Origin of the sequence: Pleomorphomonas sp. T1.2MG-36 (assembly GCF_950100655.1) — a bacterium.
Lineage (GTDB): Bacteria > Pseudomonadota > Alphaproteobacteria > Rhizobiales > Pleomorphomonadaceae > Pleomorphomonas.
The window spans coordinates 736986-757430 of sequence record NZ_CATNLY010000012.1 but is presented as its reverse complement, the minus strand read 5'-3'; the positions used below and the strand labels follow the sequence as shown (position 1 = coordinate 757430).

The window sequence follows — 20445 nt, the reverse complement described above, 5'->3', positions numbered from 1 at the left end:
CGGCGGCGGCTTTGCCAGGCCGCCGGTTGCCTGCTCGTGGTCCTCGCGGCGACCGCTCCGGCCGCCGCCGAGGACGATCCGGTGTTCCGCATCGAGTTCAACGACGGAACCATGACGCCGGCCCGCATCGAGGTGCCGGCCGATACCCGTTTCGAGCTCCAGCTGGTCAATCTCGGCAAGACGCCGGCCGAGTTCGAGAGCGTGCCGCTCCGCAAGGAGAAGGTGATCGGTCCGGGCGTCACCACCTCCATGGTGATCAAGTATCTCGATCCGGGCGAGTATTCCTTCTTCGACGACTTCCACCCGGAAGCGCCGCCCGCCGTCCTCATCGCCAAGTGAGCGGGCGGGCGTGACGTCCCAAGACGAGGTCTAGTTCTATGTTCGGCTCCATAGCCTTCGTGGTCTGGCGCGAGAGCGTCGAGGCGTTGCTGGTCATCGGCATCCTGGATGCATGGCTGCGCGCCGAGGCGCGCGATACCGGTCGCGCCCGGATGTTCCTGTGGGGTGGCGTGGTCGCCGGCCTCGCCTTCGCCGGCGTTCTGGCCGGGCTGCTGGTGCGGCTTGGCGAAGCCATCTCCGAGGAGGCGCAGCTCACCTACACGACGGTCGTCGTGCTGGTCGCCGCCGCGCTCATCCTGCAGATGGTGTTCTGGATGCGCAAGCACGGCCGATCGATGAAGCGCGATCTGGAGGCGCAACTCTCCATCGCCGTCGTCCGCCGGTCGTGGTGGGGCGTTTTCGTTCTGGCGCTGGTCGCCGTCGCCCGCGAGGGCAGCGAAACGGTGATCTTCCTGTACGGCATCCTGTCCTCGGGGGCGGCCGGCGATCTCTTCTCAGGTGTCGGCGCCGGCCTGTTCGGCTTTGTTCTGGCGCTCCTGAGCTACGGCCTTCTTCAGGCCGGCAGCCGCGTTCTCTCCTGGCGCCTGTTCTTCCGCATCACCGAAGTCATGCTGCTGTTCCTTGCCTGTGCGCTTCTGATGACCGGCATCGATGGCCTGATCGATCTGGAAGTCCTGCCGCGCCTGTCGCGCCGCCTCTGGGATAGCGGCTGGCTGCTCTCCGACGGCAATGCCACCGGTGGCTTCATCTCGGCGCTGACCGGTTATCGGGCCACGCCCAACCTGATGGAACTCCTGGTCTTCGTCGGTTACTGGGCCTTGGTGCTGTTGGTGATCCTGCGCCCGAGACGGTCGGCCGCGCCGACGGTCGCCTGATCTCACATCGCGTCGTTTCGACCATCTCAACCCCGGCGCTCCGAAAGGAACGCCGGGCTTGTTGCTTTGCGTGCCCCATACTCTCGGGTGTCTTGCTCGGGCGTGGTCAGTTCCGCGCCAGCGCCGACGCTCAGGATACAGGCGGGGATACCGCGAATATTTCACGACGAAGGGAACCAAGGGGGCGACCGAAGTGTTTTCTCTACGAGGGTCGGGAATTTGCCGAGCTTCACTCGCTACGCCGGGTCATTCGGTCCGGTGACCAAGTTGGGGAGACGTCATGAACCGTCAGATACTCGTTGCCGTCATTGTTCTGCTTGCCGCCGGTGTTGGCGTGCTCGGTTATCAACTCTACGAAGAGAAGAAGCAGCCGGACGGTGTCGAGATCTCGATCGGTGAAAATGGCGTGTCGGTCGAAGGAAAGTGACCCTGGCGAAACTCGCCTGTCCCCGTCCGCAATCGGCATCGCCGTCTGACCAAAGGTCCGATGGCCGTTGCAAGAAGAGGATCAAGCCATGGCCGCTCTTGCCCTCGCTGACCAAGCAGCCCTTTCCCATCTTCCGGCGATGACGGGTCCCGAAGTGACGACCCTGGCCGCGCAGTTTCTGGCGTTGGCTCCGCTGATCGCCGCCGTTATCCTGTTGGTGGCCGCCCTGTCCGCCGGCGGACGTCGGCTTCCGGCTGCCGAGATCGTTCCGCGCCGGTCGCGCAATCGGAAAATCGGGGGATGACCTTCGTGCCTTCCATGCTTCGCCCATAGCCCGGTTCCCTTGGAGCCGGGCTTTTTTGTGGGCGTTTCATGCGGCTACCACCCGCCTCGCGATACCACGAGCGCGTGAACGAACTTCAGCTTTGACAAGATGTCTTCCGAGAGGACGAACGGGTAGAAGTCTCGCTGCCCCAGCGACCGGTTGATCTCGTTGATCGCAACGGTGAGCGGCGGCCAGGCGTCGGCGATCGCGGAAAAGTCCTGCTGGCGATAGGGTGAGAAGTCGACCTCAAGGTCGAGCCGCTCCGAGTTCGCCACGCGCGGCGACACAACGAGGCCAAGCGCATGCGCCGTTTCCAGCGCGTCCACCATATGAATGTAGTGGGCGAAGGTTTCCGCGAAATCTTCCCACGGATGGCAGGCGGCATAGGAACTGACGAACCGGTTCTGCCAGTCGACCGGCGGCCCATCGCGGTAGTTTCGCTCAAGCGCTTCGGCATAATCCTGCCGTTCGTCGCCGAACAGGGCACGAAACGCGTCGAGGCGGCCGCCGTTGCGGACAAGTCGATCCCAGTAATAGTGGCCGATCTCGTGCCGGAAATGGCCGAGCAGGGTCCGATAGGGTTCGCCGAGACGGACGCGACGGCTTTCCCGGGCTGCGTCGTCAGCTTCGGCGATGGCCAGCGTTATGATCCCGTCGGCATGTCCTGTCATGACCGGTGTGACGGCGCCGTCCGGCCCGACCTCGTCGGCCAGGAAATCGAAAGCGAGGCCCGCTTCGGCATCTTCGGCCTTGTCGGGCGCCGGCAGGCCCCAGGCGAGAAGCGAATAGAAGAGGTGGCGCTCGGCCGACACGATGCGGCGAAAGGCTTCGATCGTCTTGCCGTCGTCGAGAGCGGGAATGGTCCGGTTGTGCCGGCAGGCCGGGCATCGCTGTCCGGCTTGCTCCGCGGGAAGCAGCCAGTTGCAGGCGGCCGCCTCGGCATTGGCGCAGAAGGCGAAGCGCGCGCCGCTGGCTGGAGAAACCCAGGCGTCGCCCGAGGGCTCGAGAGCCGTCATGCGCGATTGTGCGGGAACGTAGCCGATCCGCCTGTTGCAGGCCACGCAGGCGTCATTGTCGAAATGGACGGTGTTGCCGCAGGCATCGCAGGAAAAGAGTCGCATTGCTGTCTCCACCGGGACCACCGGACCGTCTGTCGGCACAAAACCGCCGGCCTTCTGTGAAGACCGGCGGCGAAGATCGAACCCAATCTGCACGAGCGGCCTGCCGGCCGGTCCGGCGGCCACCTCAGCGATAGAGGAGGGCGATCAGGATGATGATCGGAATGGGAACGCCGAGAAACCAGAGAAGTATGCTTCGCATGGTACCTGCTCCATTGCTGGGGTGAACCGAATGCCCGGCCGGGACAGCTCTCGTCCGCGGGCTTCGACGAGTACAACGCCCAATCTTCTTGCCGGTTCCTGACGCCGTGCGCGGCGTCTTCCTCGCAATGGACGAAACGAGACATCCGATATGGCCGGAACCGTCCTCGCGATCCTGCGTTGTTCCATCCGAAAGCGCATCGGATGGAGTTGTTTGCCATGCTTTATTGGTCTCTCGTCTTTCTTGTTGTCGCCCTGGTCGCCGCCGTCTTCGGCTTTTCCGGCATCGCAGCCGCCTCGGCAGGCATTGCCAGGGTCCTGTTCGGCCTGTTCCTCATCCTGTTCGTGGTGAGTTTCGTCTTCCAACTGCTCCAGGCTTGACGACTTGCCCAGTGCTTTTGTGTCCTGCGAGGGAGCGGTCACTAGAATGGAACTTGTAGTTTTCCGCCTCGCAGGCAGTATGCATCGATTGTTTCAGTGTGGGCGGGGGGGCGCTGGCATATGGTGAGATGGGGTGCCGGCCGGCTCGTCGGCTATAGCCTTCTGTTCCTGGCGGGCGGGGCGGTCGTCTTGTTGATGATCGTCTCGGCCGCCTTCATCTTTTCCTCCCGTTCGCAACTGCATGGAACTGAATCGCTGAAGGCGGCCCGTGTCGACCGCCTGATTCTGGAGTTCATCTCGGACCTGGTCGACGCGGAAACCGCCCAACGCGGCTTCATCATCACGAAAAAGGAAGCCTTTCTTCAACCCTACGAGAACGCGCTGTCGCAGTTCGCCAAGGATGCCGCCGATCTGAGGCTGCGGGCCGCGGAGGTCGACGAAGGCAAGGCCATCGCGCCCGAGCCCGTGGAAGAGCTGATCAGGCTCGGTCAGGCCAAAATGGATCTTGTCGGGCACAATCTGGCGGAGTTCCGGGCTGGAAACCTCGACGAGTTGCGATTGGTCATCGCTTCCGACAAGGGGCGCGTACTGATGGACCAGATCCGTCAGAAAGGGGCGGATATCCGCGAGATTGCCGTGGCCGTGCGCATCGCCCGCGCCGCCGCCATGCGCGATACCGCCACCATGCTGAGGACCATGATCAGTCTCGGCGTCGCCATGATCGTCGTGCTGACGGCCGGCGCCACGATGATCATGATCCGCCATCTCAGGCAGATCGATGAGGCCCGGCAGGAGCTCATCGAGATCAATCAGGAGCTGGAGTCGCGCGTTCGGGAGCGCACCGAAGCGGTGATGCGCACCAATGACGAGCTGCAGCGCTACGCCTACATCGTCAGCCACGATCTCAGGGCTCCGCTCGTCAACATCATGGGCTTCACGTCCGAGCTGGAATCCGCCACCGAGAAGCTTACCACCTACGTTCGGAAAACCAGCGAAGACGCCAACGATCTCGACCGGGCCGACGCCCTTCTTGCCGTCGACGAGGACATACCGGAAGCGCTTGGCTTCATTCGCTCCTCAATGAAGCGCATGGATAGCCTCATCAACGAGATCCTGAAGCTGTCCCGTGCCGGCCGCCGCGTGCTCGAACCGGTTCCGCTGGATACGCAGAGCCTCGTTTCCGAGTGCATAGATTCCATTCGCCAGCGTTTCGACGAGGCGGGAGCTGAAGTTCGCATCGAGGGCCGGCTGCCGGACGTCGTTTCGGATCGCTCGGCCTTGCAACAGGTCTTCACGAACTTGCTCGACAACGCGACCAAGTATCTGAAGGATGGACGCTCGGGGCAAATCACTGTACGCGGTCGCCTCGAACGCGGATCGGCTGTGTTCGAGGTGGAAGACAATGGCCGTGGCGTTGCCGAGGCTGATTTCGAGCGTATCTTCGAGCTGTTTCGACGTGCGGGCGTTCAGGACAAGCCGGGAGACGGCATTGGTCTGGCGCATACCCGCATGCTTGCTCGCCGCCTTGGCGGCGACGTCTCCGTCAAGAGCGACGGTGAGACAGGGACGACGTTCATCGTGACGATCGCCCGTGACCTTGTATTGCGTATGGGGAGAAACGAAGCGTGAGCAAAGAGCCCAAGCCCGTGGCGATCATCATGATCGAAGATGATGAGGGGCATGCCCGTCTCATCGAGAAGAACATTCGGCGCGCCGGCGTCACCAACGAGATCATCTCGTTCCGCGATGGTACCACCGGCGTCAACTATCTGCTTGGTTCCGACGGATCGGGCCTGGTCGCCATCGGCCGGCCATCGCTCGTGCTGCTCGACCTCAATCTCCCGGACATGACCGGCATCGACATTCTTGCGCGCCTCAAGGCCAACGAGCACACGCGCCGCACGCCGGTGATCGTCCTCACCACCACCGACGACGCGCGCGAGATTCAGCGCTGCTACGATCTGGGCGCCAACGTCTACATTACCAAGCCTCTCAACTACGAGAGCTTCGCCAACGCCATCCGCCAGCTAGGCCTGTTCCTCTCGGTGATGCAGATTCCGGAGCTGGATTGAATGCCGTACGGAACCGATCTCAAGGAGTCCATCAAGGTTCTGCATGTCGAGGACGATCTCGCCCTTGCCGCGCTGGTCCGCAAGGCTCTGGCCCGACGAGGTCATGAGACGGTTCATGTGACGACGGGTGACGAGGCGTTGAAGATCATCGCCTCCGGTGGCGTCGACATTGTCGCCCTCGACCACACGCTTGCCGCCGAGACCGGTCTCGATATCCTGACGCGCATCGGCCCGCGCAGCGCCCGGCCGCCGGTGGTCTATGTCACCGGCTCCATGGACGCCCGACTGGCCATCGAGGCCCTCAAGCAGGGCGCCGACGATTACGTGATCAAGGACACCTCACAGGAGTTTTTCGATCTGTTGATCGCCGCGCTTGAGCAGGCTTTCGAGCGCTGGCGTCTCAAGAATGCGCAGGCCCGCGATCAGCAGCTGATCCGCGAAGCGCGCGACCGCGCCGAAATGCTTTTGAAGGAAGTCAATCATCGAGTCGCCAACTCGCTGGGGCTGGTCGCGGCCATGGTCCGCATGCAGGCGGCCGCCGTCAGCGATCCTCACGCCAGACACGCCCTTGAGGAGACGCAAAGCCGTATCTCCGCCGTCGCCGGGGTTCATCGCCACCTCTACACGTCCGACAACATAGGCGAAGTCGATATCGGCGCCTATCTTCGGCACCTTGTCGGCGAGCTTTCGGCATCGCTCGCGGGCGGAGGCGCGCTCCGCATGGTCAAGACGGATCTCCTCCCCATCGCTCTGCCGACAGACAAGGCGGTGACGCTCGGTGTCATGGTCGGAGAGCTGGTGACCAACGCTTTCAAGTATGCCTATCCGCCGGAGACCACTGGAGAAATCCGCGTTCATTCCCGCAAGTCCGAGAATGGCCGACTGCAGGTCTGCGTCGACGACGACGGCATCGGCTTTGACGGAACGGGGCCGGCGCAAGGGACGGGGATCGGCTCCAAGGTTCTGCGGGCCATGGCGCGCAATCTCGATGCCGAGGTCTCCTATTCCGATCTCGCTCCGGGCACCTCGGTCTGCATCGAGTTCCCTCTCGGCTGACCTCCGCCGCGCAAGGCTTTTTTAGCGGCGGAAGGCGTTACGCGCCAGCCAGAAGCCGACGCCCGCCACTCCGATGACCGCGGCCAATCGAGTATGTCGCGCAGCCATCGAAGCCGCCGTCGGGACGAAGGCGACCGCAGCGCTGGAAGCGATGGCGGATTTCAACTCTCGCTGCGTTCTGTTGAGCACTTGCCGTGCAACAAGAAGCGCAATCAAGGCCAGCACCATCAGAGAACCGGCGACGATCAGCGCGGCGATCTCCGGATCGAAGCGGCGGGAAAGCGCGATGTGCCCAGCCAATGCGGCAAATCCGATCGCCAGGATCGTCATCATGGCCGCGATCATCGCGGCAACGACGGCAAAGCCGCCGCGCCGCTTGATCCGAGGCACATCAATGCCGAGGAGACGCGCGAGCATCATGCGCGCGAACTGCCACGCGAGGCGAGACCGAGAAGCAGGCCCACACCCATTGCGATGGCCATGGCCGTCACTGGACGTCTGGCAGCCGCATCGGCGATGCCGTCGATGCTTTCCTTGCCGAGCGAGCTGGCACCGCTGAGGGCTGCACCGATGTGGTCGGCCGTGTCGGCGCCGGTCGCCTTGACCGTTTCCACGGCCTCGGATGCCTTGGTGCCGGTCTTGGCCGCGAATTCGTCCATGATACGTTTCATCTGACTAAGCGCCTCCTGCGCCGCTACTGCCACGTCGCCTGCCTTGCCAGCGAGATCGCTGCCGGCTGCGCCGAGGTCCTCTTTGATTTTTCGGGCATTTTCGGCGACGACCCTGGCGCCGCTGGATTCGGACGCACCGAATTCCTCGCGCACTTCGTTCGCCGCGTCTTCCACGGCCGCCTTGGCCGAAGACATCGCTGCGCCGGCGTCCTTCTTGATCTTGTCGGTCGCGCCCGAGCCGGTCTTCGGGGCCGAGGGGTCAGGAGTGAGCATGGCTTGATCCTTTCTTCTCTGTGGCAAGATAGCCCGGCAAATCGAGGCTATGTCGGCCTTGCTCCAAACGGGCATCTGGCAAAACAACGCCCGATATTGCGTCGGGTTCCTCGCAATTCGCCCAGCGCCTCCGTTGCGTCACCCATCTGGCGCCGCACAGTCGCGCGGAACCGGACGGTCACTGGCGCATTGGTGAGGGATACTGCGCCACATCCCGCCGGATGCGGTCTTCAGGTGACGGAGCGCTTTCCTTGAAATACATCGCCCACCGGCCTCCCCTCGACCGGCACCTGCAAGGCGGACGCCCGTCGCCGGACGACGGGACCTCGTCGGAGACGCGCCGGGCTTTGACCGAGCTGTCGATCATCGGGCTGTTCGTGCTGGGGCTGCTGGTGGCGTTGCACGCCGCCGCCTCTCTAGTGATGCCCATGGTGGCGGCCGTCATCGTCGGCAGCGTCATCGCCCATGCCGGCGACCGTGGTGCGCGCATCGGCATCTCGCCGATGGTGGCCGGCCTCGCTCTCACCGCCGTGCTGGGTGCCGGCATGTTTCTCTTGATCGAAGCGGTGGCCGAGCCGGTCACGTCGCTGATCGAACGATTGCCGCAGGTCCTGCCGCGTCTCGTTGCCGCCTTCGGCGAGCTGCTGGCCCCCTTCACGACGCTGCAGGCGCGCCTCACCGGCGGCAGCATGGGCTCGGACAATGGAATGGCCAGCCTGGAGAAGATGCTCGGATCGATGGATTTCGGCCTGGTTGCCGGCTTTGTCGGCGGATTGACACCGGCCTTCGGCGAATTCCTGATCTTCCTCGCCACCCTTGTGTTCTATGTGGCCGGACGAGCCCAGCTCAGGCGCCAGTCGATCCTTGCTTTTGGTGGTCGGGAGGAGCGCCTTGCCGCCATCCGCATCTTCAACGCGACGGAGGCTTCACTGACCCGCTATTTCGGAACGGCCTCGGTGATCTATGCCAGCGTCGGTACCGCAACCGGCCTGATCGCCCTGACGGCGGGACTGCCGGCGCCGATCCTTTGGGGGCTGTTCGCCTTCGCCATGAGCTTCGTGCCGTTTCTGGGGCCGGCCGTCGTGTCGTTGGCCATCGCCTCCAGCGGTCTGCTGCTCGACTACAGTCTGTTGTCGGTCATCTGGCCGGTTGGCGCCTTCATGTTCGTTCATCTCGTCTGCGAAAATGCGGTCGTCCCGGCGGTGTTGGGGCGTCGCTTCGAGATCAATCCATTTCTCGTTTTCGTGGCGATCATCTTCTGGACTTGGATGTGGGGCGCCATCGGCGCGGTCCTGGCGGTGCCGCTGTTGCTGATAGCCCGTACGATCCGCAGCGAGTTCAAGGCCGAGACCCGCGCAACGCTTCCGTCCTGACGCAAACGAAACGGCCGGCGCGTTTTGCGAGCCGGCCGCCGATGAAGAGAAGGAAAACTACGGGAGGATCAGAGGTCACCCGCGTTCCGAATCGCCATGAGTTGCATGAGTTTCTGGCGCGCCCTGTTGACGCGGCTCTTGATGGTTCCTACGGCGCATCCGCAGATCTCCGCCGCCTCTTCGCAGGAAAAGCCCGAGGCGCCAACGAGGATAAGCGCTTCGCGCTGGTCATCGGGCAGTTTCTCAAGGGCCGAGCGAAAATCGGCCAGATCGAGATGACCGTCCTGGGCGGGCGCCGAGACCAGCCGGGCCGCCGCCTCGCCATCGCTGTCCTGCACTTCGCGCCGGGCCTTGCGATACTGGCTGAAATAGGTGTTGCGCATGATGGTGAACAGCCAGGCCCTGAGACTGGTGCCCGGAATGAAGCTGGCATGTGCGCCCCATGCCTTCATCACCGTTTCCTGCACGAGATCGTCGGCATGATCGTGGCTGCCGGACAAGGAAATGGCGAAGGCGCGCAATGACGGAAGCTCCGCCAGGAGAGCGGTCTTGAAGGCCGCGACAGCTGTCATTGATCGCCACCCCCGTCGGTACGTCCCGACTGGCCCTCTCGCTCCTTTCTTTCGGCTTTTTCGAGTTGGTCGAGCAGCATGGTCAGCTTTTCGGGAATGGGTTCCGAAAGGATCGAACCGTAAAGCTTCTTTAGCTGGTCACCGAGATGGGCTTGGATCGGCGGCTCTAGGGCAGGGCGCTCTGACGTTTCTTTTTTATCTGACATGGCGGCTCTTTCAGGACGACTTCAAGACAACAGTCCTATCGACGATCTCGCGGCGAAGGCTGCACATTCGCATCTTGTGCTGAACGCGGATGATTGGCTCCGGTTCCGATCATGCGATAAAAATAATCATGGGGAGGGGGAACCGGTTATCCTCTCCGGCGTTTTTATGCAGAACAGTTCTCTTTTGTTGATTGCCCGTCCAGGCGTTGGAAAGGTTTCTCATGTCTATCACGGCCTTGATCGCACCGCAGCTTCCCCTTCTCCGTCGCTATGCGCGGGCACTGAGCGGCAGCCAGGCGAGTGGCGATAGTCACGTCGTGGCCATGCTGGAACAACTGGTGGCCGACCCCGATGGTTTCGATCCGTCGCTCGATCCGCGGCTCGGCGTCTACAAGCTTTTCTCGTCGGTCTGGAACGCCAACCCCATGAACTACATGCGGCTGGACGAACTTGGCGAACGCCCGGCGGCCGATCGTCGCCTTGACGCCATCACGCCGCTGCCCAGGCAAGCATTCCTTCTCACCGCCATGGAAGGGTTTTCTCCCTTCGACGCGTCGCGCATTCTCGATGTGGGGCCGGAAGCCTTCTCGGCCTTGCTGTCGGAAGCCGCGCGCCAGATCGGCGAGCAGGTTGCGTCGCGCGTTCTCGTCATCGAGGATGAGCCGTTGATCGCCATGGATCTCGAAGGCTTGGTCGAGGGGCTGGGCCATACCGTGGTCGGCAACGCGCGCACGCGGGATGAGGCGGTTGCTATGGCCCGACGCGAGCGGCCGGGCCTGATCCTGGCTGACATTCGTCTTGCCGACGGTTCCTCGGGTCTCGATGCGGTCAACGACATCCTCACCAGCTTCGAGGTGCCGGTCATCTTCATAACCGCCTATCCGGAGTCGTTGTTGACGGGCGAGCGGCCCGAGCCAACCTTCCTCATAGCGAAGCCATTCCGCGAGGAGATGGTGAAGGCGGTGATCTCCCAGGCTTTGTTCTTCGACAAGGTTGCCTCGCTGCGACTGAAGGACAGCGCCTGACGTTGATCGGCCACAGGTGAACTTCCCGATCGTCGGCCGTCTGACGCGGAGGGCAAGGTGCAGCCCGATGAGCTCGAGACACTCAAGACGCTGGCGAGAGTCATGACCGTTGCCGCCTGCGCCTCAGTGTCGGCGGGCCTCGTGACGTATCTTTTTCGCATGCGCCAACGTGCCGGCGGGTTGATGGGCACATCCGCGTTGTTGTGCGTCTTTGTCCTGGCTATCGCCGTCGGGGCCATCGGCCGCCTCTTGCCTGGTACAGCCGGTGGCGGCCTTCCCGTCCTGCTGGAAACGGTGACCGCCGCCATCGCTTTCGTCGTCGGAATTGCCGTCTGGCCGATGATCCCGAGGCTTGTCGGTCAACCGACCCGACAGGAGGCCAACGAAGCTACCGCGCTGCTCGTCGAAGGGCAGGCGGCGAACCGAAGACTGATCGATCAGTTGAGCGACCTCAATCGCGATCTCGAAAGCCGGGTTGCCGGGCGCACCGCCGAGCTGGAAACCGTCCGTCATCGGTTCGAGATGGCACTTGAAGGATCCGACATCTCGATCATGGAGCTCGATGCCGACCTCCTGTTCACTTGGGTGCACAATCCGCCTCGCCCGCTCACCCAGGTCGACGTCCTGGGGCGCCGGCCGGGCGATCTCCTGCCACCTGCCGAAGCGGCCGAGTTCGTCGGTATCGCACGGCGCGTCCTGGCCGGCAGTCCGCCGGAGCGATTTGAGATTACCTTCGTTCTGGCCGGGCAGCAGCGCTGGTTTGAAGGCTTTATCGAGCCGGTCTCGGCGGATGGACGCATCACTGGCGTGCTGGCGGCAGCCATCGATGTTTCCCGCTACAAGGAACACGAGCGCGAGATGCGTGACATCCTGCGCGAACTCACCCACCGTTCCAAGAATCTTCTGGCAGTGGTGCAGGGCATAGCGCGGCAAAGCGCCGAGGGCTGTCCCGAGGCCGCCGGCTTCCTGGCTCCCTTCAGTGGCCGCCTTCTGGCCCTTTCAGCGGCCCACGAGTTGCTGGTGCAGAACGGCTGGCGCGGCATCCTGCTCGATGAAGTGGTGACCCGCGCCTGGGCCGACGTTGAGGGAACGGCAAGCATCCGCGTCGAACTGGATGGTCCGCGCGTCCTGCTCGGCCCGGATGTCGCGCAGAACGTCATGCTCGGGGCGCACGAACTGGTCGTGGCGGCCGCCGAGGCCGAACGCCCTCCCGAGCGCACTGTCGTGTCGTGGGCGATGTTGCCGGATGGGGGCTTTCGCCTGGAATGGCGCATGGTTGGGGCGTCTTCGATCGAGGTCAGCGCCTTCGGCCAGCTTCTGCTGCGCACGGTCATCCCAGTCGTCCTGGATGGCGAGGTGACGGCGCTCGATCTTTCTCCGGCGGGCTTCGCCTACGGAGTGAGGGGGCGTGTCGGCCCGCAGCTTCAGCCCGCCCAGCGCTCCGCGTAGCTTTCGAGACCCGAGAGATTGAAGACACCGCCGACCGGCCGGTCGGGCGGCAGATTGGGGCGCCCGCCTTGGCCGAGAGCCAGCATGGCCGCCCCTGTCGAGGTGCCCGTGGTTCCCGAGGCGATGGCGACCTGCCGCTTCGTGAGCCGCTGCAAGGCTTCGGCGAACAGCGCATCGCGGCCGAACGGACCCTCGATGATGATCGGACCGGCCGCCCCGGCCACGGCCATGGCCGCCCGCGCCACCAATGCCAGATAGAGGCTCACCGCCGCCGTGCGCACGCCGCCCGGGAGCGAGGCGGGGTCCGTGCTCCATTCGCCCTTTCCATCCGGGAATGGGCCGCAGCCCGGCACGAACGTCGGGCGAACCATCACGCCACCGTCGATCACCGCGCGAATGTCGTCCTGTGTCGGCTTCTGGGGGCGTCCACCTGTCAGCAGGTCGAACTCCCTCCCGCCCATGAAGCGCGCCGATGGTACCGGATTGCCGAAGGCATCGACATTGCACAGGCCGTCGCGGCGGGCATCGAGGGCCGACGCGTCGCCGCCGACGGCGAGAACGATCACCCAGGTTCCGGTGGAAAGCACCGTGAACGGCGGCTGGCGGCCGAGCAGATGCGGCAGCAGCGAAGCATTGGAATCGTGGATGCCACAATAGACCGGCGTATCGGAAGAAAGGCCCGTTCGTGCGGCGATTTCCGCCGTCACCGTGCCGAGACGGTCGAAAGCCGAGCACAGGGGGGCGAACAATCTGCTCCAGCCTTCTGCCTTGGCGAACGACGAGTAGCCGCGTTTCTCCGGCGCCCACAGGTCGGTGTGGACGCCGAGGGAGGTTCGCTCGCTGGCCAGTATGCCGGTGAACCGGAACGCCCAGTACTGCGGGTAGGGGAGGATGGCCGTCACCTTCGCGAAGGCGTCCGGGAAGGTTCTCGCCTGCCAGAAAATCTGCGCACCGGCGTTGAGGCCGCCGGGCAGGCGCGGCGTGAAACTCTCGGCAAACGACGGGCGGGCAACGAGATAGTCGCCTTCCAGCGCATCCGGCCCATGGAACTCGTAGTCGAGGATCGGCAGGGCCAACCGATCGCCGGCCAGCAGCGCGAACGTGGCGCCGTGGGTGGTGAACGAGAGAGCGTCGATCCTTTGGCTCGACGACGCCTCCTTCAGCGTGTCGAGAAAGAAGGTCCACATGCCCTCCACGTCGAAATGGGGATAGGGGGGAGCGTCGACGACGGCATTTGGCCGGGTGCGGACGAAAACGTCCTCACCGGTCCCAAGGTCGTGGACCACCACCTTGACGTTGGTCTTGCCCACGTCGAGAACCGCGATGAACCTCGGCGTCGTCGACATCTCTTCCTCCTTGTCGGCAACTCTCACCGGGCGGCGCGGCGCCGGTAGTTGATCCGCTGCACGACCAGCGGCAGGGCGATCACCAGGATCAGCATCAAGCCCATGAAGATGCTCATGACGATGCCGGGCACGTTGAGCAGCCCGAGGCCGAAGGTGACGAGGCCCATGACGAAGGCGGCGATCACCACGCCGAGGATGTTGCCCGTGCCGCCGTTGATGCCGACGCCGCCGAGAACGGCCATCGTCACCGCATCGAGCTCCCAGCCCACCGCGATCGACGGACGGGTCGAGCCGAGGCGCGAGGTCAGCATCACCGAGGCGAGGCCGGCGGCGACGCCGGTCATGAGGAAGACGATGAACTTGATGCGTCGCACCTTGATGCCCGAGAAGCTGGCGGCCAGGGCATTGTTGCCGACGGCATAGACCTGCCGGCCGAAGACGGTCTTGTGCAGCACGATGCCGGCGACGACCGCCAGGCCAAGGAAGGTGACGAACTCGATCGAGAAGATCCAGAAGGCATACCCTTGCCCGAACACGGCGAAGTCGGCCGGATAGTTCTTGTAGACCTGGTCGCCGAGCACGACGTAGGCGATGCCGCGATAAAGGCTCATGGTACCGATGGTGGCGACGATGGCCGGCAGGCCGAGCCTCGCCACCAGGAATCCGTTGAACAGGCCGCAGCCAAGCCCCACGCCGAGACCGACGAGGAACAGCACTGGGGTGCCGGCCCCCGCTTCCGCGGCGGCGCCCATGGCGGTCGAGGCCAGCGCGATGATCGAGGCCACCGAGAGGTCGATCTCGCCGGTGATGATCACGAAGGTCATGGCCAGCGCCAGGATGGCCTTTTCCGTAAAGTTGAACGTCGCGTCGGAGAGGTTCCACGGATCGAGGAAGTAGGGCGAGGCCAGCGAGTTGGCGATGGCGATGGCGATCGCCACGGCGAGCAGCAGCGTCTCCCAGCTCTTCAGCGCCCGCTTGAGCGGACTGTCGAGGCGGTCGGGAATATGGCGCGGCGTGAGGGCGGCGGATTGATCGCTCATAGCGGAAGCTCCTTGCGGCGCAGGATGACCCGGCCCTTGACGCGTTCGCCGCGAGCATTGATGACGACGGCGGTGATGATGATCGCGCCCGAAATCGCCATCTGCCAGAACGGCGAGATGCCGATCACCGGCAGCGCGTTCTTGATGATGCCGAGGAACAACGCGCCCAGCACGACGCCGCCGACCGTGCCGACGCCGCCGATGGTCGAGACGCCGCCGATGACGCAGGCGGCGATGGTGTCGAGCTCGAAGCCGGAGGCGACGTCGACGTAGGCGACGGCGTAGCGCGAAACCCAGAGATAGCCGCAGAGCCCGGCGACGGAGCCCGAAAGCACGAAGGCCAGGAAGCGCGTCTTGCCGATGTCGATGCCCGCGTAGACGGCGGCGACCGCATTGCCGCCGGTGGCGTAGAAGGCGCGGCCGAGACCGGTGCGAGTGAACAGGATGGCGGCAAGCACGATTGCAAGGATCCCGACCCAGGACAGAACCGGCAGGCCCAGGATCAGCGTGCGCGGCAACTCTAGGAAGGCCGGCGACATTTCGTGGGCGTTGACCCAGGCGCCGCCGGACTCGACGAAGGCGAGGCCGCGAAAGATGGTCATGGTGCCGAGCGTCACCACGATGGCCGGAATGTCGAGCCACCAGACAAGGAAGCCGTTGATGGCGCCGAGCAGCATGCCCATGCCGATGGCGACCAGGATCAGCGCCACCACCGGCAAGCCGGGGGCGAGATGGTTCAGCATGGCAACCGTCATGCCGGTGAGGGCCACGTTGGCGGCCACCGAAAGGTCGATCGACTTGGTCAGGATGACGGCCGACTGGCCGAGCGCCATCATGATCAGGATCGATGTGTCGTTGAACACGCCGGCGAGGTTGCGGGGAGTCGAGAAGGCGGGAAAGCGGGCGGTGATGGCGACGAGCAGCAGGAGGCAGGCCAGCACCAGGAGCGCTTCGCGCCGCGCGAGAAGGCTGCGGATGGTGTTCATCGGAAAAGCTCCGGAGCGGGAATGGCGGGGCGAATGAGGCGGCAGGTCACGCGGCGGCCTCCTTGTTGCCGGTTGCCGAGCGCACCAGCGCTTCCGGCGTCAGGCCCTCGCGCTCGAAGACGCCGGCCATCCGTCCTTCGCGCATGACGATGACGCGGTCGCTCATGCCGAGGATTTCCGGGATCTCGCTCGACACCATGATCACGGCGAGTCCTTCGACGGCGAGCTGGCTCATGAAGGCATGGACGGCGGCCTTTGAGCCGATATCGATGCCCTTGGTCGGCTCGTCGAGGATGATGACTTTCGGCAGCGTGGCCAGCCACTTGCCGATCACCACCTTCTGTTGGTTGCCGCCCGACAGCGTGCCGACCGGCTGACTGAGCGAGGCGGCTCTGAGGTCGAGCCGTTCGGCATACTTGCGGGCGAGGTCGAACTCCTCGGCCATGCGCAGGAAGTTGCGGCGGCTGGTGACCCTCAGCGACGGCAGGGAGATGTTGGAGACGATCGACATGGCCGTGATGGCGCCATGCCGGCCGCGCTCTTCCGGCACGTAGACGATGCCGGCGTCGATGGCGTCCGACGGCGACCGCACGGCGATCGGTTTGCCCGACAGCGTCACCGTTCCTGCCGATGGACGGGTGACGCCGAACAGGGCTTGGCAGAACTCTGAGCGGCCGGCCCCGACCAGCCCGTAGAGACCGAGGATTTCGCCGCGCCTCAGCTCCAGCGACACCCGATCGAACTCGGTGGGATGGCAGTAGCCGTCGACCTTCAGCACCACGTCGCCGATCTCGGCCGGAAGCTTCGGGAAGGTCTGCGTCACGTCGCGGCCGACCATCAGCTTGACGAGATCGTTGTGCGACACTTCGTCGAGCCGGCCGGCGCCCACTTGGCGACCGTCGCGGAAAACGGCGAAATACTCGCAAATCTGCCAGACTTCCTCGAACTTGTGGCTGATGAACAGGATGGCCTTCCCGGCCTTCTTCAGCCTGTCGATGATGCCGAACAGTTCCTCCACCTCCTTGTAGGAGAGGGCGGCGGTCGGCTCGTCCATGATGACGATGCGAGCGTCGATCGACAGGGCGCGGGCGATCGCCACGAGATGGCGCTGCGCGATTGAGAGATCCTTGAGGCGCGTGCGTGTCGAGATCGGCGCGTCGATGCCATGCAGGATGGCGGCGGCGCGCGCATGCATCGCCGCCCAGTCGATCAGGCCATAGCGATTGCGCGGCTGGTGACCGATGTAGATGTTCTCGGCCACCGTCAGTTCGTCGAACAGCACCGTTTCCTGATGAATGGCGGTGATGCCGAGGTCCTGAGCCGCCTCGGCGGTCGGCAGATCGACCTTCTTGCCGTCGATCTCGATGGTGCCGCCATCGGGCTGGTAGATGCCGGTCAGAATCTTGACCAGCGTCGACTTGCCGGCGCCATTCTCGCCGATCAGCGCGGTGACGTGGCCGGGCCGAAGCTCGAGTGCCACATCCGACAGCGCCTTGACGCCGGGAAAGGTCTTGGAGATGCCCACCATCTTCAGGATGGGCTCTGTCGTGGATGTGTCCGTGGAAGGCATGGCGTTCATCGGCGCTTTTTTGCTGCTGGAGCCTGGAACCCGTGTCGCAATCGGTGCGGCCGTCGTCGTGACGGCAATCACTCCGGGACGACCGGCTGAGATCGGGTCGACGGAACTGCCCTCATCCTGTTCCTTCCCCACAAGGGGGAGGGGAGCCTGCCGGATCAGCCGATTGCGCTGGAGGGAGGCGCGCCGGGTTGGACGACGGAAGCCGTAGGGAGGGAGTCCCGATCAGCGAAGGCCGCGTCCCCTCCGCCTTGTGGGGGAGGGACAGGAAAAGGAGTCCGTTTGGGGTATCAGGTCCGGACCCGGCCGAAACCGGGCCCGGATAGCTCGAGCCGGATGATCAGAAGATCTTGGCGAATTCCTCGACGTTGCCGGCATCGTAGACGAACGGATCGGCCATGGCCGCTTCGTTGTTGGCGTCGAGCTTGATCTTGCCCATGCGGCCGATGGAGATCTCGGCGTCCGGCTTGGCCTCGGCCTTGCCGGCCTTCAGCTCGTAGGCGATGTAGGTCGCCGAGTAGCCGAGGTCGATCGGATTCCAGATGGCGAAGGCCTTGGACGAGCCAGCCTTGACGTGGCCGGCCATCTCCGACGGCAGGCCAAGGCCGGTGACGTTGACCTTGCCGACGAGGCCGGCGTCCTCAACGGCCTGGGCGGCGGCGACGATGCCGACCGACGTCGGGGCGATGATCGCCTTCAGGTTGGGATACTTGGCGATCAGGCCCTGCGTCTCGCGGTAGGACTTGTCGGCGAGGTCGTCGCCGTAGACCGTGTCGACGAGATTGACGTTGGCGTAGTTCGGCAGGACCTTCTTCATCTCCTCGATCCAGATGTTCTGGTTGGTCGCCGTCGAGGCGGCCGAGAGGATGGCGACATCGCCCTTTTCCGAGCCGAGCCCGTCGGAGGCCAGCTTCACGCACATGTTGCCGATCAGCGGGTTGGACGACGGGTTGAGGTGCATCAGGCGGCCTTCCGGCGCAACGCCCGAGTCCCAGGAGATGACGGTGATGCCGCGCTGCATGGCCTTTTTCAGGGCCGGCACCAGGGCGTCCTTGTCGTTGGCGGAGATGGCGATGGCGTCGACCTTCTGGGCGATCAGCGAGTTGACGACGTCGATCTGCGCTTCGGCGGTCGAGGTGGTCGGGCCGGTGTAGATGATCTCGACATCGCCGAGTTCCTTGGCCGCTTCCTGGGCGCCCTTGTGGGCGGCGTCGAAGAAGCCGTTGCCGAGCGTCTTGACCACCAGGGCGATCTTGACGTTCTCGGCACTGGCCGAGCCCGACATCAGCGCGATGGCGGCGGCGGTGGTTACGATCAGTTTCTTGAATAGGGTCATCTGGGTCTCCTCCCGTTTCGACCTTCCATCGACCTCCGCCTTTTTCCTCAGTCAGGCGACGGTCGGGGATTGCTGGGTATCTTCTTTCCGGTCCGTGGACGCGATGATCAGGCCGATTCCGGCGGTCTCCACCATCCGCCGGTCGCGCTCGTCGATGCCGTCGTCCGTGATGATCGTGCTCACCCGTTCGAGCGGGCAAAGGATAAGGCTGGACCGTGTCTTGAACTTGGAACTGTCGACCAGGACGATGAGCTCGTCGGCCTGGCGCATCAGGCGCTGCTCGGACTGGATGATCAGCGAGTCCGATTCCATGATGCCGAGCGGCGATACGCCGCGGGCGCCCATGAAGAAGCGGCGGGCATAGAAGTGGCCCGTTCCATCGCTGTCGAACGGCGACAGGATGATGTTCTGCTCGCGATAGACCGCGCCGGCCGGCAGCATCACCGTGCATTTCGAATGCTTGATCAGGTGCTCGGCGATCGGGAACGAGTTGGTCATCACCTGCAGGCGCATCTGCGCGAGAAAGTGCACCATCGGAAAGGTGGTGGTGCCGCCGTTGATGGTGATCGCCTCGCCCTCGTGACAGAGCTTCACCGCCTCGCGGGCGATGGCGCGCTTCTGCGCCGAGTTGACGGTCTCGTCGGCTCGGAACGACCGGGCCGCCAGCACGCCGATCTGCGGCGGATGCAAGGCCTCGGCGCCGCCGCGCACCTTCTTCAGGCGGTTCTGGAGCGCCAGCGCGCTGATGTCGCGGCGGATCGTCGCCTCGGAGGCGTCGGTCAGCTCGACGATGTCCTGCACCGTCAGGATCGGTCGTTCCTGGACGGCGGAAAGGATGATGCGGTGGCGTTCGCGTTCGTGCATGGGCTGTCTCGGCTCCTGGAGTTGGGGCTCGGACGATGGCGTGCCGGCGCCGCGGGGGCAAGCGCCGGCGCGATTGATCAGGGCTTGGGGGCGGCGAGCTTCCAGCCGTCGAGCGCCATCGCTTCCGGCTGCGGCACCACCTTGAAGCGGGCGGCGAGGTCGATCAGGTCCTGCGTCGACATGGTCTGGCGCGGCCCTCCCATCGACAACACCTTCACCAGGATCTCGGCCGCCTTCTCGGCAGTGTCGACCAAGCCGAAGGCGTCGTCGAGCGTCGGACCGACGCCGAACACACCATGGAACGGCCAGAGCACCAGCGGCCTCTTCGCCAGCAACCGGGCAGTGGCGTCACCCATCTGGTCGGTGCCGGGCACCAGCCATGGCATGGTGCCGACACCGTCGGGGAACACCACCAGGCATTCCGTGGAGCCTTCCCAGAGGGCGCGCGTCACGTTGGCGTCGCTCCAGTCGAGCACATAGGTCAGGGCGATCAGGTTGGTGGCGTGGCAGTGCAGCACCACGCGGTCGCTGCCGTTGGTGGCGGTCTGGCGGGCGATGTGCCCCTTGAAATGGCTGGAGAATTCCGACGTCGGCCCGCCGCCGTCGCGATAGCCCCACAGCACCTCCAGGAAGCTACCGTCGGCGCCGACACGCACCACGCCGAGGTTGTTTTCCGGATCGAGCTGGACGTTGCGGAAGAACTTGCCGGTGCCGGTGACGATGTAGCTCTGCCCGGCAATCGCCGGCAGCGGCTCGGTCATCGGCAGGCGGCGCGGCTCGCGGATGCCGGCGAGATAGGGCGCAATGTCGTCGTCGGTGAGACGCAGGCTGATGTTGCCCCCGTTGCGCTCGTCCCAGCCCTTGTCCCAGCAGTCCGTCGTGGCTTTCACCATCGCCTTGACGAACCAGGCATCGATCATATTCGCAGTCATAG

Annotated in this window: 23 protein-coding genes; 11 read left to right on the top strand and 12 right to left on the bottom strand. The window is 64.5% G+C overall.

Going from position 1 to position 20445, the window contains the following annotated elements; all coding sequences use genetic code 11:
* The first annotated feature begins 30 nt into the window (after positions 1–30).
* The 4 genes from QQZ18_RS10445 (at position 31) to QQZ18_RS10430 (ending at position 1945) form a co-directional block, all read left to right on the top strand.
* Complete coding sequence (locus tag QQZ18_RS10445) at positions 31–339, top strand: cupredoxin domain-containing protein (protein ID WP_284541027.1); 309 nt, start codon at positions 31–33, stop codon at positions 337–339.
* Between the two features lie 38 nt (positions 340–377).
* Positions 378–1214: an FTR1 family iron permease gene (locus QQZ18_RS10440; RefSeq protein ID WP_284540786.1), complete on the top strand. Its 837-nt coding sequence runs from the start codon at positions 378–380 to the stop codon at positions 1212–1214.
* A 280-nt stretch (positions 1215–1494) separates the two neighbouring features.
* The gene (locus tag QQZ18_RS10435) at positions 1495–1641 is read left to right on the top strand and encodes a hypothetical protein (protein ID WP_165790838.1); all 147 of its coding nucleotides are present in this window, start codon (positions 1495–1497) and stop codon (positions 1639–1641) included.
* Positions 1642–1729: 88 nt separating this feature from the next.
* Entirely contained in the window at positions 1730–1945 is a 216-nt protein-coding gene (locus QQZ18_RS10430; RefSeq protein ID WP_284540783.1) for a hypothetical protein, read from the top strand.
* 74 nt (positions 1946–2019) lie between these two features.
* Here QQZ18_RS10430 and QQZ18_RS10425 read toward each other — a convergent pair whose 3' ends face one another.
* Complete coding sequence (locus QQZ18_RS10425; protein ID WP_284540781.1) at positions 2020–3087, bottom strand: zinc-binding metallopeptidase family protein; 1068 nt, start codon at positions 3085–3087, stop codon at positions 2020–2022.
* A gap of 417 nt (positions 3088–3504) precedes the next feature.
* Between QQZ18_RS10425 and QQZ18_RS10420 the strand changes: the two genes are divergently transcribed.
* The 4 genes from QQZ18_RS10420 (at position 3505) to QQZ18_RS10405 (ending at position 6794) form a co-directional block, all read left to right on the top strand.
* Positions 3505–3666, top strand: a complete 162-nt coding sequence (locus tag QQZ18_RS10420) for a DUF1328 domain-containing protein (RefSeq protein WP_284540779.1) — start codon at positions 3505–3507, stop codon at positions 3664–3666.
* Positions 3667–3786: 120 nt separating this feature from the next.
* The gene (locus QQZ18_RS10415; RefSeq protein WP_284540777.1) at positions 3787–5295 is read left to right on the top strand and encodes a sensor histidine kinase; all 1509 of its coding nucleotides are present in this window, start codon (positions 3787–3789) and stop codon (positions 5293–5295) included.
* A 29-nt stretch (positions 5296–5324) separates the two neighbouring features.
* Positions 5325–5738, top strand: a complete 414-nt coding sequence (locus tag QQZ18_RS10410) for a response regulator (RefSeq protein WP_284541026.1) — start codon at positions 5325–5327, stop codon at positions 5736–5738.
* Entirely contained in the window at positions 5739–6794 is a 1056-nt protein-coding gene (locus tag QQZ18_RS10405; protein WP_284540775.1) for a sensor histidine kinase, read from the top strand.
* Between the two features lie 21 nt (positions 6795–6815).
* Here the strand turns inward: QQZ18_RS10405 and QQZ18_RS10400 are convergent, their stop codons facing one another.
* Entirely contained in the window at positions 6816–7214 is a 399-nt protein-coding gene (locus tag QQZ18_RS10400) for a hypothetical protein (protein WP_284540773.1), read from the bottom strand.
* On the bottom strand, positions 7211–7813 hold the full coding sequence (locus tag QQZ18_RS10395) for a hypothetical protein (protein WP_284540771.1): 603 nt from the start codon (positions 7811–7813) through the stop codon (positions 7211–7213). The genes QQZ18_RS10400 and QQZ18_RS10395 overlap by 4 nt, the downstream gene beginning before the upstream one ends.
* 176 nt (positions 7814–7989) lie before the next feature.
* Between QQZ18_RS10395 and QQZ18_RS10390 the strand changes: the two genes are divergently transcribed.
* Entirely contained in the window at positions 7990–9111 is a 1122-nt protein-coding gene (locus QQZ18_RS10390; RefSeq protein ID WP_284540769.1) for an AI-2E family transporter, read from the top strand.
* Positions 9112–9179: 68 nt separating this feature from the next.
* On the opposite strand, the gene QQZ18_RS10385 is transcribed toward QQZ18_RS10390, so the two are convergent.
* Together QQZ18_RS10385 and QQZ18_RS10380 are read right to left on the bottom strand one after the other, a co-directional pair.
* Positions 9180–9683 carry a sigma-70 family RNA polymerase sigma factor gene (locus QQZ18_RS10385; protein WP_284540767.1) on the bottom strand — a complete coding sequence of 168 codons (504 nt, stop codon included), beginning with the start codon at positions 9681–9683 and terminating at the stop codon, positions 9180–9182.
* Positions 9680–9889 carry a NepR family anti-sigma factor gene (locus tag QQZ18_RS10380; RefSeq protein ID WP_284540765.1) on the bottom strand — a complete coding sequence of 70 codons (210 nt, stop codon included), beginning with the start codon at positions 9887–9889 and terminating at the stop codon, positions 9680–9682. Before QQZ18_RS10380 ends, QQZ18_RS10385 begins: the two co-directional genes overlap by 4 nt.
* 221 nt (positions 9890–10110) lie before the next feature.
* On the opposite strand from QQZ18_RS10380, the gene QQZ18_RS10375 reads away from it, so the two are divergent.
* On the top strand, positions 10111–10914 hold the full coding sequence (locus tag QQZ18_RS10375) for a response regulator (RefSeq protein ID WP_284540763.1): 804 nt from the start codon (positions 10111–10113) through the stop codon (positions 10912–10914).
* Positions 10915–10971: 57 nt separating this feature from the next.
* Positions 10972–12363 carry a sensor histidine kinase gene (locus QQZ18_RS10370; protein WP_284540761.1) on the top strand — a complete coding sequence of 464 codons (1392 nt, stop codon included), beginning with the start codon at positions 10972–10974 and terminating at the stop codon, positions 12361–12363.
* Here QQZ18_RS10370 and QQZ18_RS10365 read toward each other — a convergent pair.
* The 7 genes from QQZ18_RS10365 to rhaD all read right to left on the bottom strand — a co-directional run bounded on the left by QQZ18_RS10365 (position 12339) and on the right by rhaD (position 20443).
* Positions 12339–13709 (bottom strand): FGGY-family carbohydrate kinase, encoded by a 1371-nt coding sequence (locus QQZ18_RS10365; protein WP_284540760.1) that lies wholly within the window; start codon positions 13707–13709, stop codon positions 12339–12341. The genes QQZ18_RS10370 and QQZ18_RS10365 overlap by 25 nt on opposite strands.
* Before the next feature lie 23 nt (positions 13710–13732).
* Positions 13733–14749 (bottom strand): ABC transporter permease, encoded by a 1017-nt coding sequence (locus QQZ18_RS10360; RefSeq protein WP_284540758.1) that lies wholly within the window; start codon positions 14747–14749, stop codon positions 13733–13735.
* On the bottom strand, positions 14746–15726 hold the full coding sequence (locus QQZ18_RS10355; protein ID WP_284541025.1) for an ABC transporter permease: 981 nt from the start codon (positions 15724–15726) through the stop codon (positions 14746–14748). Before QQZ18_RS10355 ends, QQZ18_RS10360 begins: the two co-directional genes overlap by 4 nt.
* 55 nt (positions 15727–15781) lie before the next feature.
* Positions 15782–17314 carry a sugar ABC transporter ATP-binding protein gene (locus QQZ18_RS10350; RefSeq protein WP_284540756.1) on the bottom strand — a complete coding sequence of 511 codons (1533 nt, stop codon included), beginning with the start codon at positions 17312–17314 and terminating at the stop codon, positions 15782–15784.
* Positions 17315–17651: 337 nt separating this feature from the next.
* Positions 17652–18647, bottom strand: coding sequence for a rhamnose ABC transporter substrate-binding protein (gene rhaS / locus QQZ18_RS10345; protein WP_284540754.1), 996 nt, complete (start codon positions 18645–18647; stop codon positions 17652–17654).
* A 51-nt stretch (positions 18648–18698) separates the two neighbouring features.
* On the bottom strand, positions 18699–19511 hold the full coding sequence (locus tag QQZ18_RS10340; RefSeq protein WP_284540752.1) for a DeoR/GlpR family DNA-binding transcription regulator: 813 nt from the start codon (positions 19509–19511) through the stop codon (positions 18699–18701).
* A gap of 77 nt (positions 19512–19588) precedes the next feature.
* Positions 19589–20443, bottom strand: a complete 855-nt coding sequence (rhaD, locus tag QQZ18_RS10335; protein WP_284540750.1) for a rhamnulose-1-phosphate aldolase — start codon at positions 20441–20443, stop codon at positions 19589–19591.
* Positions 20444–20445 lie beyond the last annotated feature (2 nt).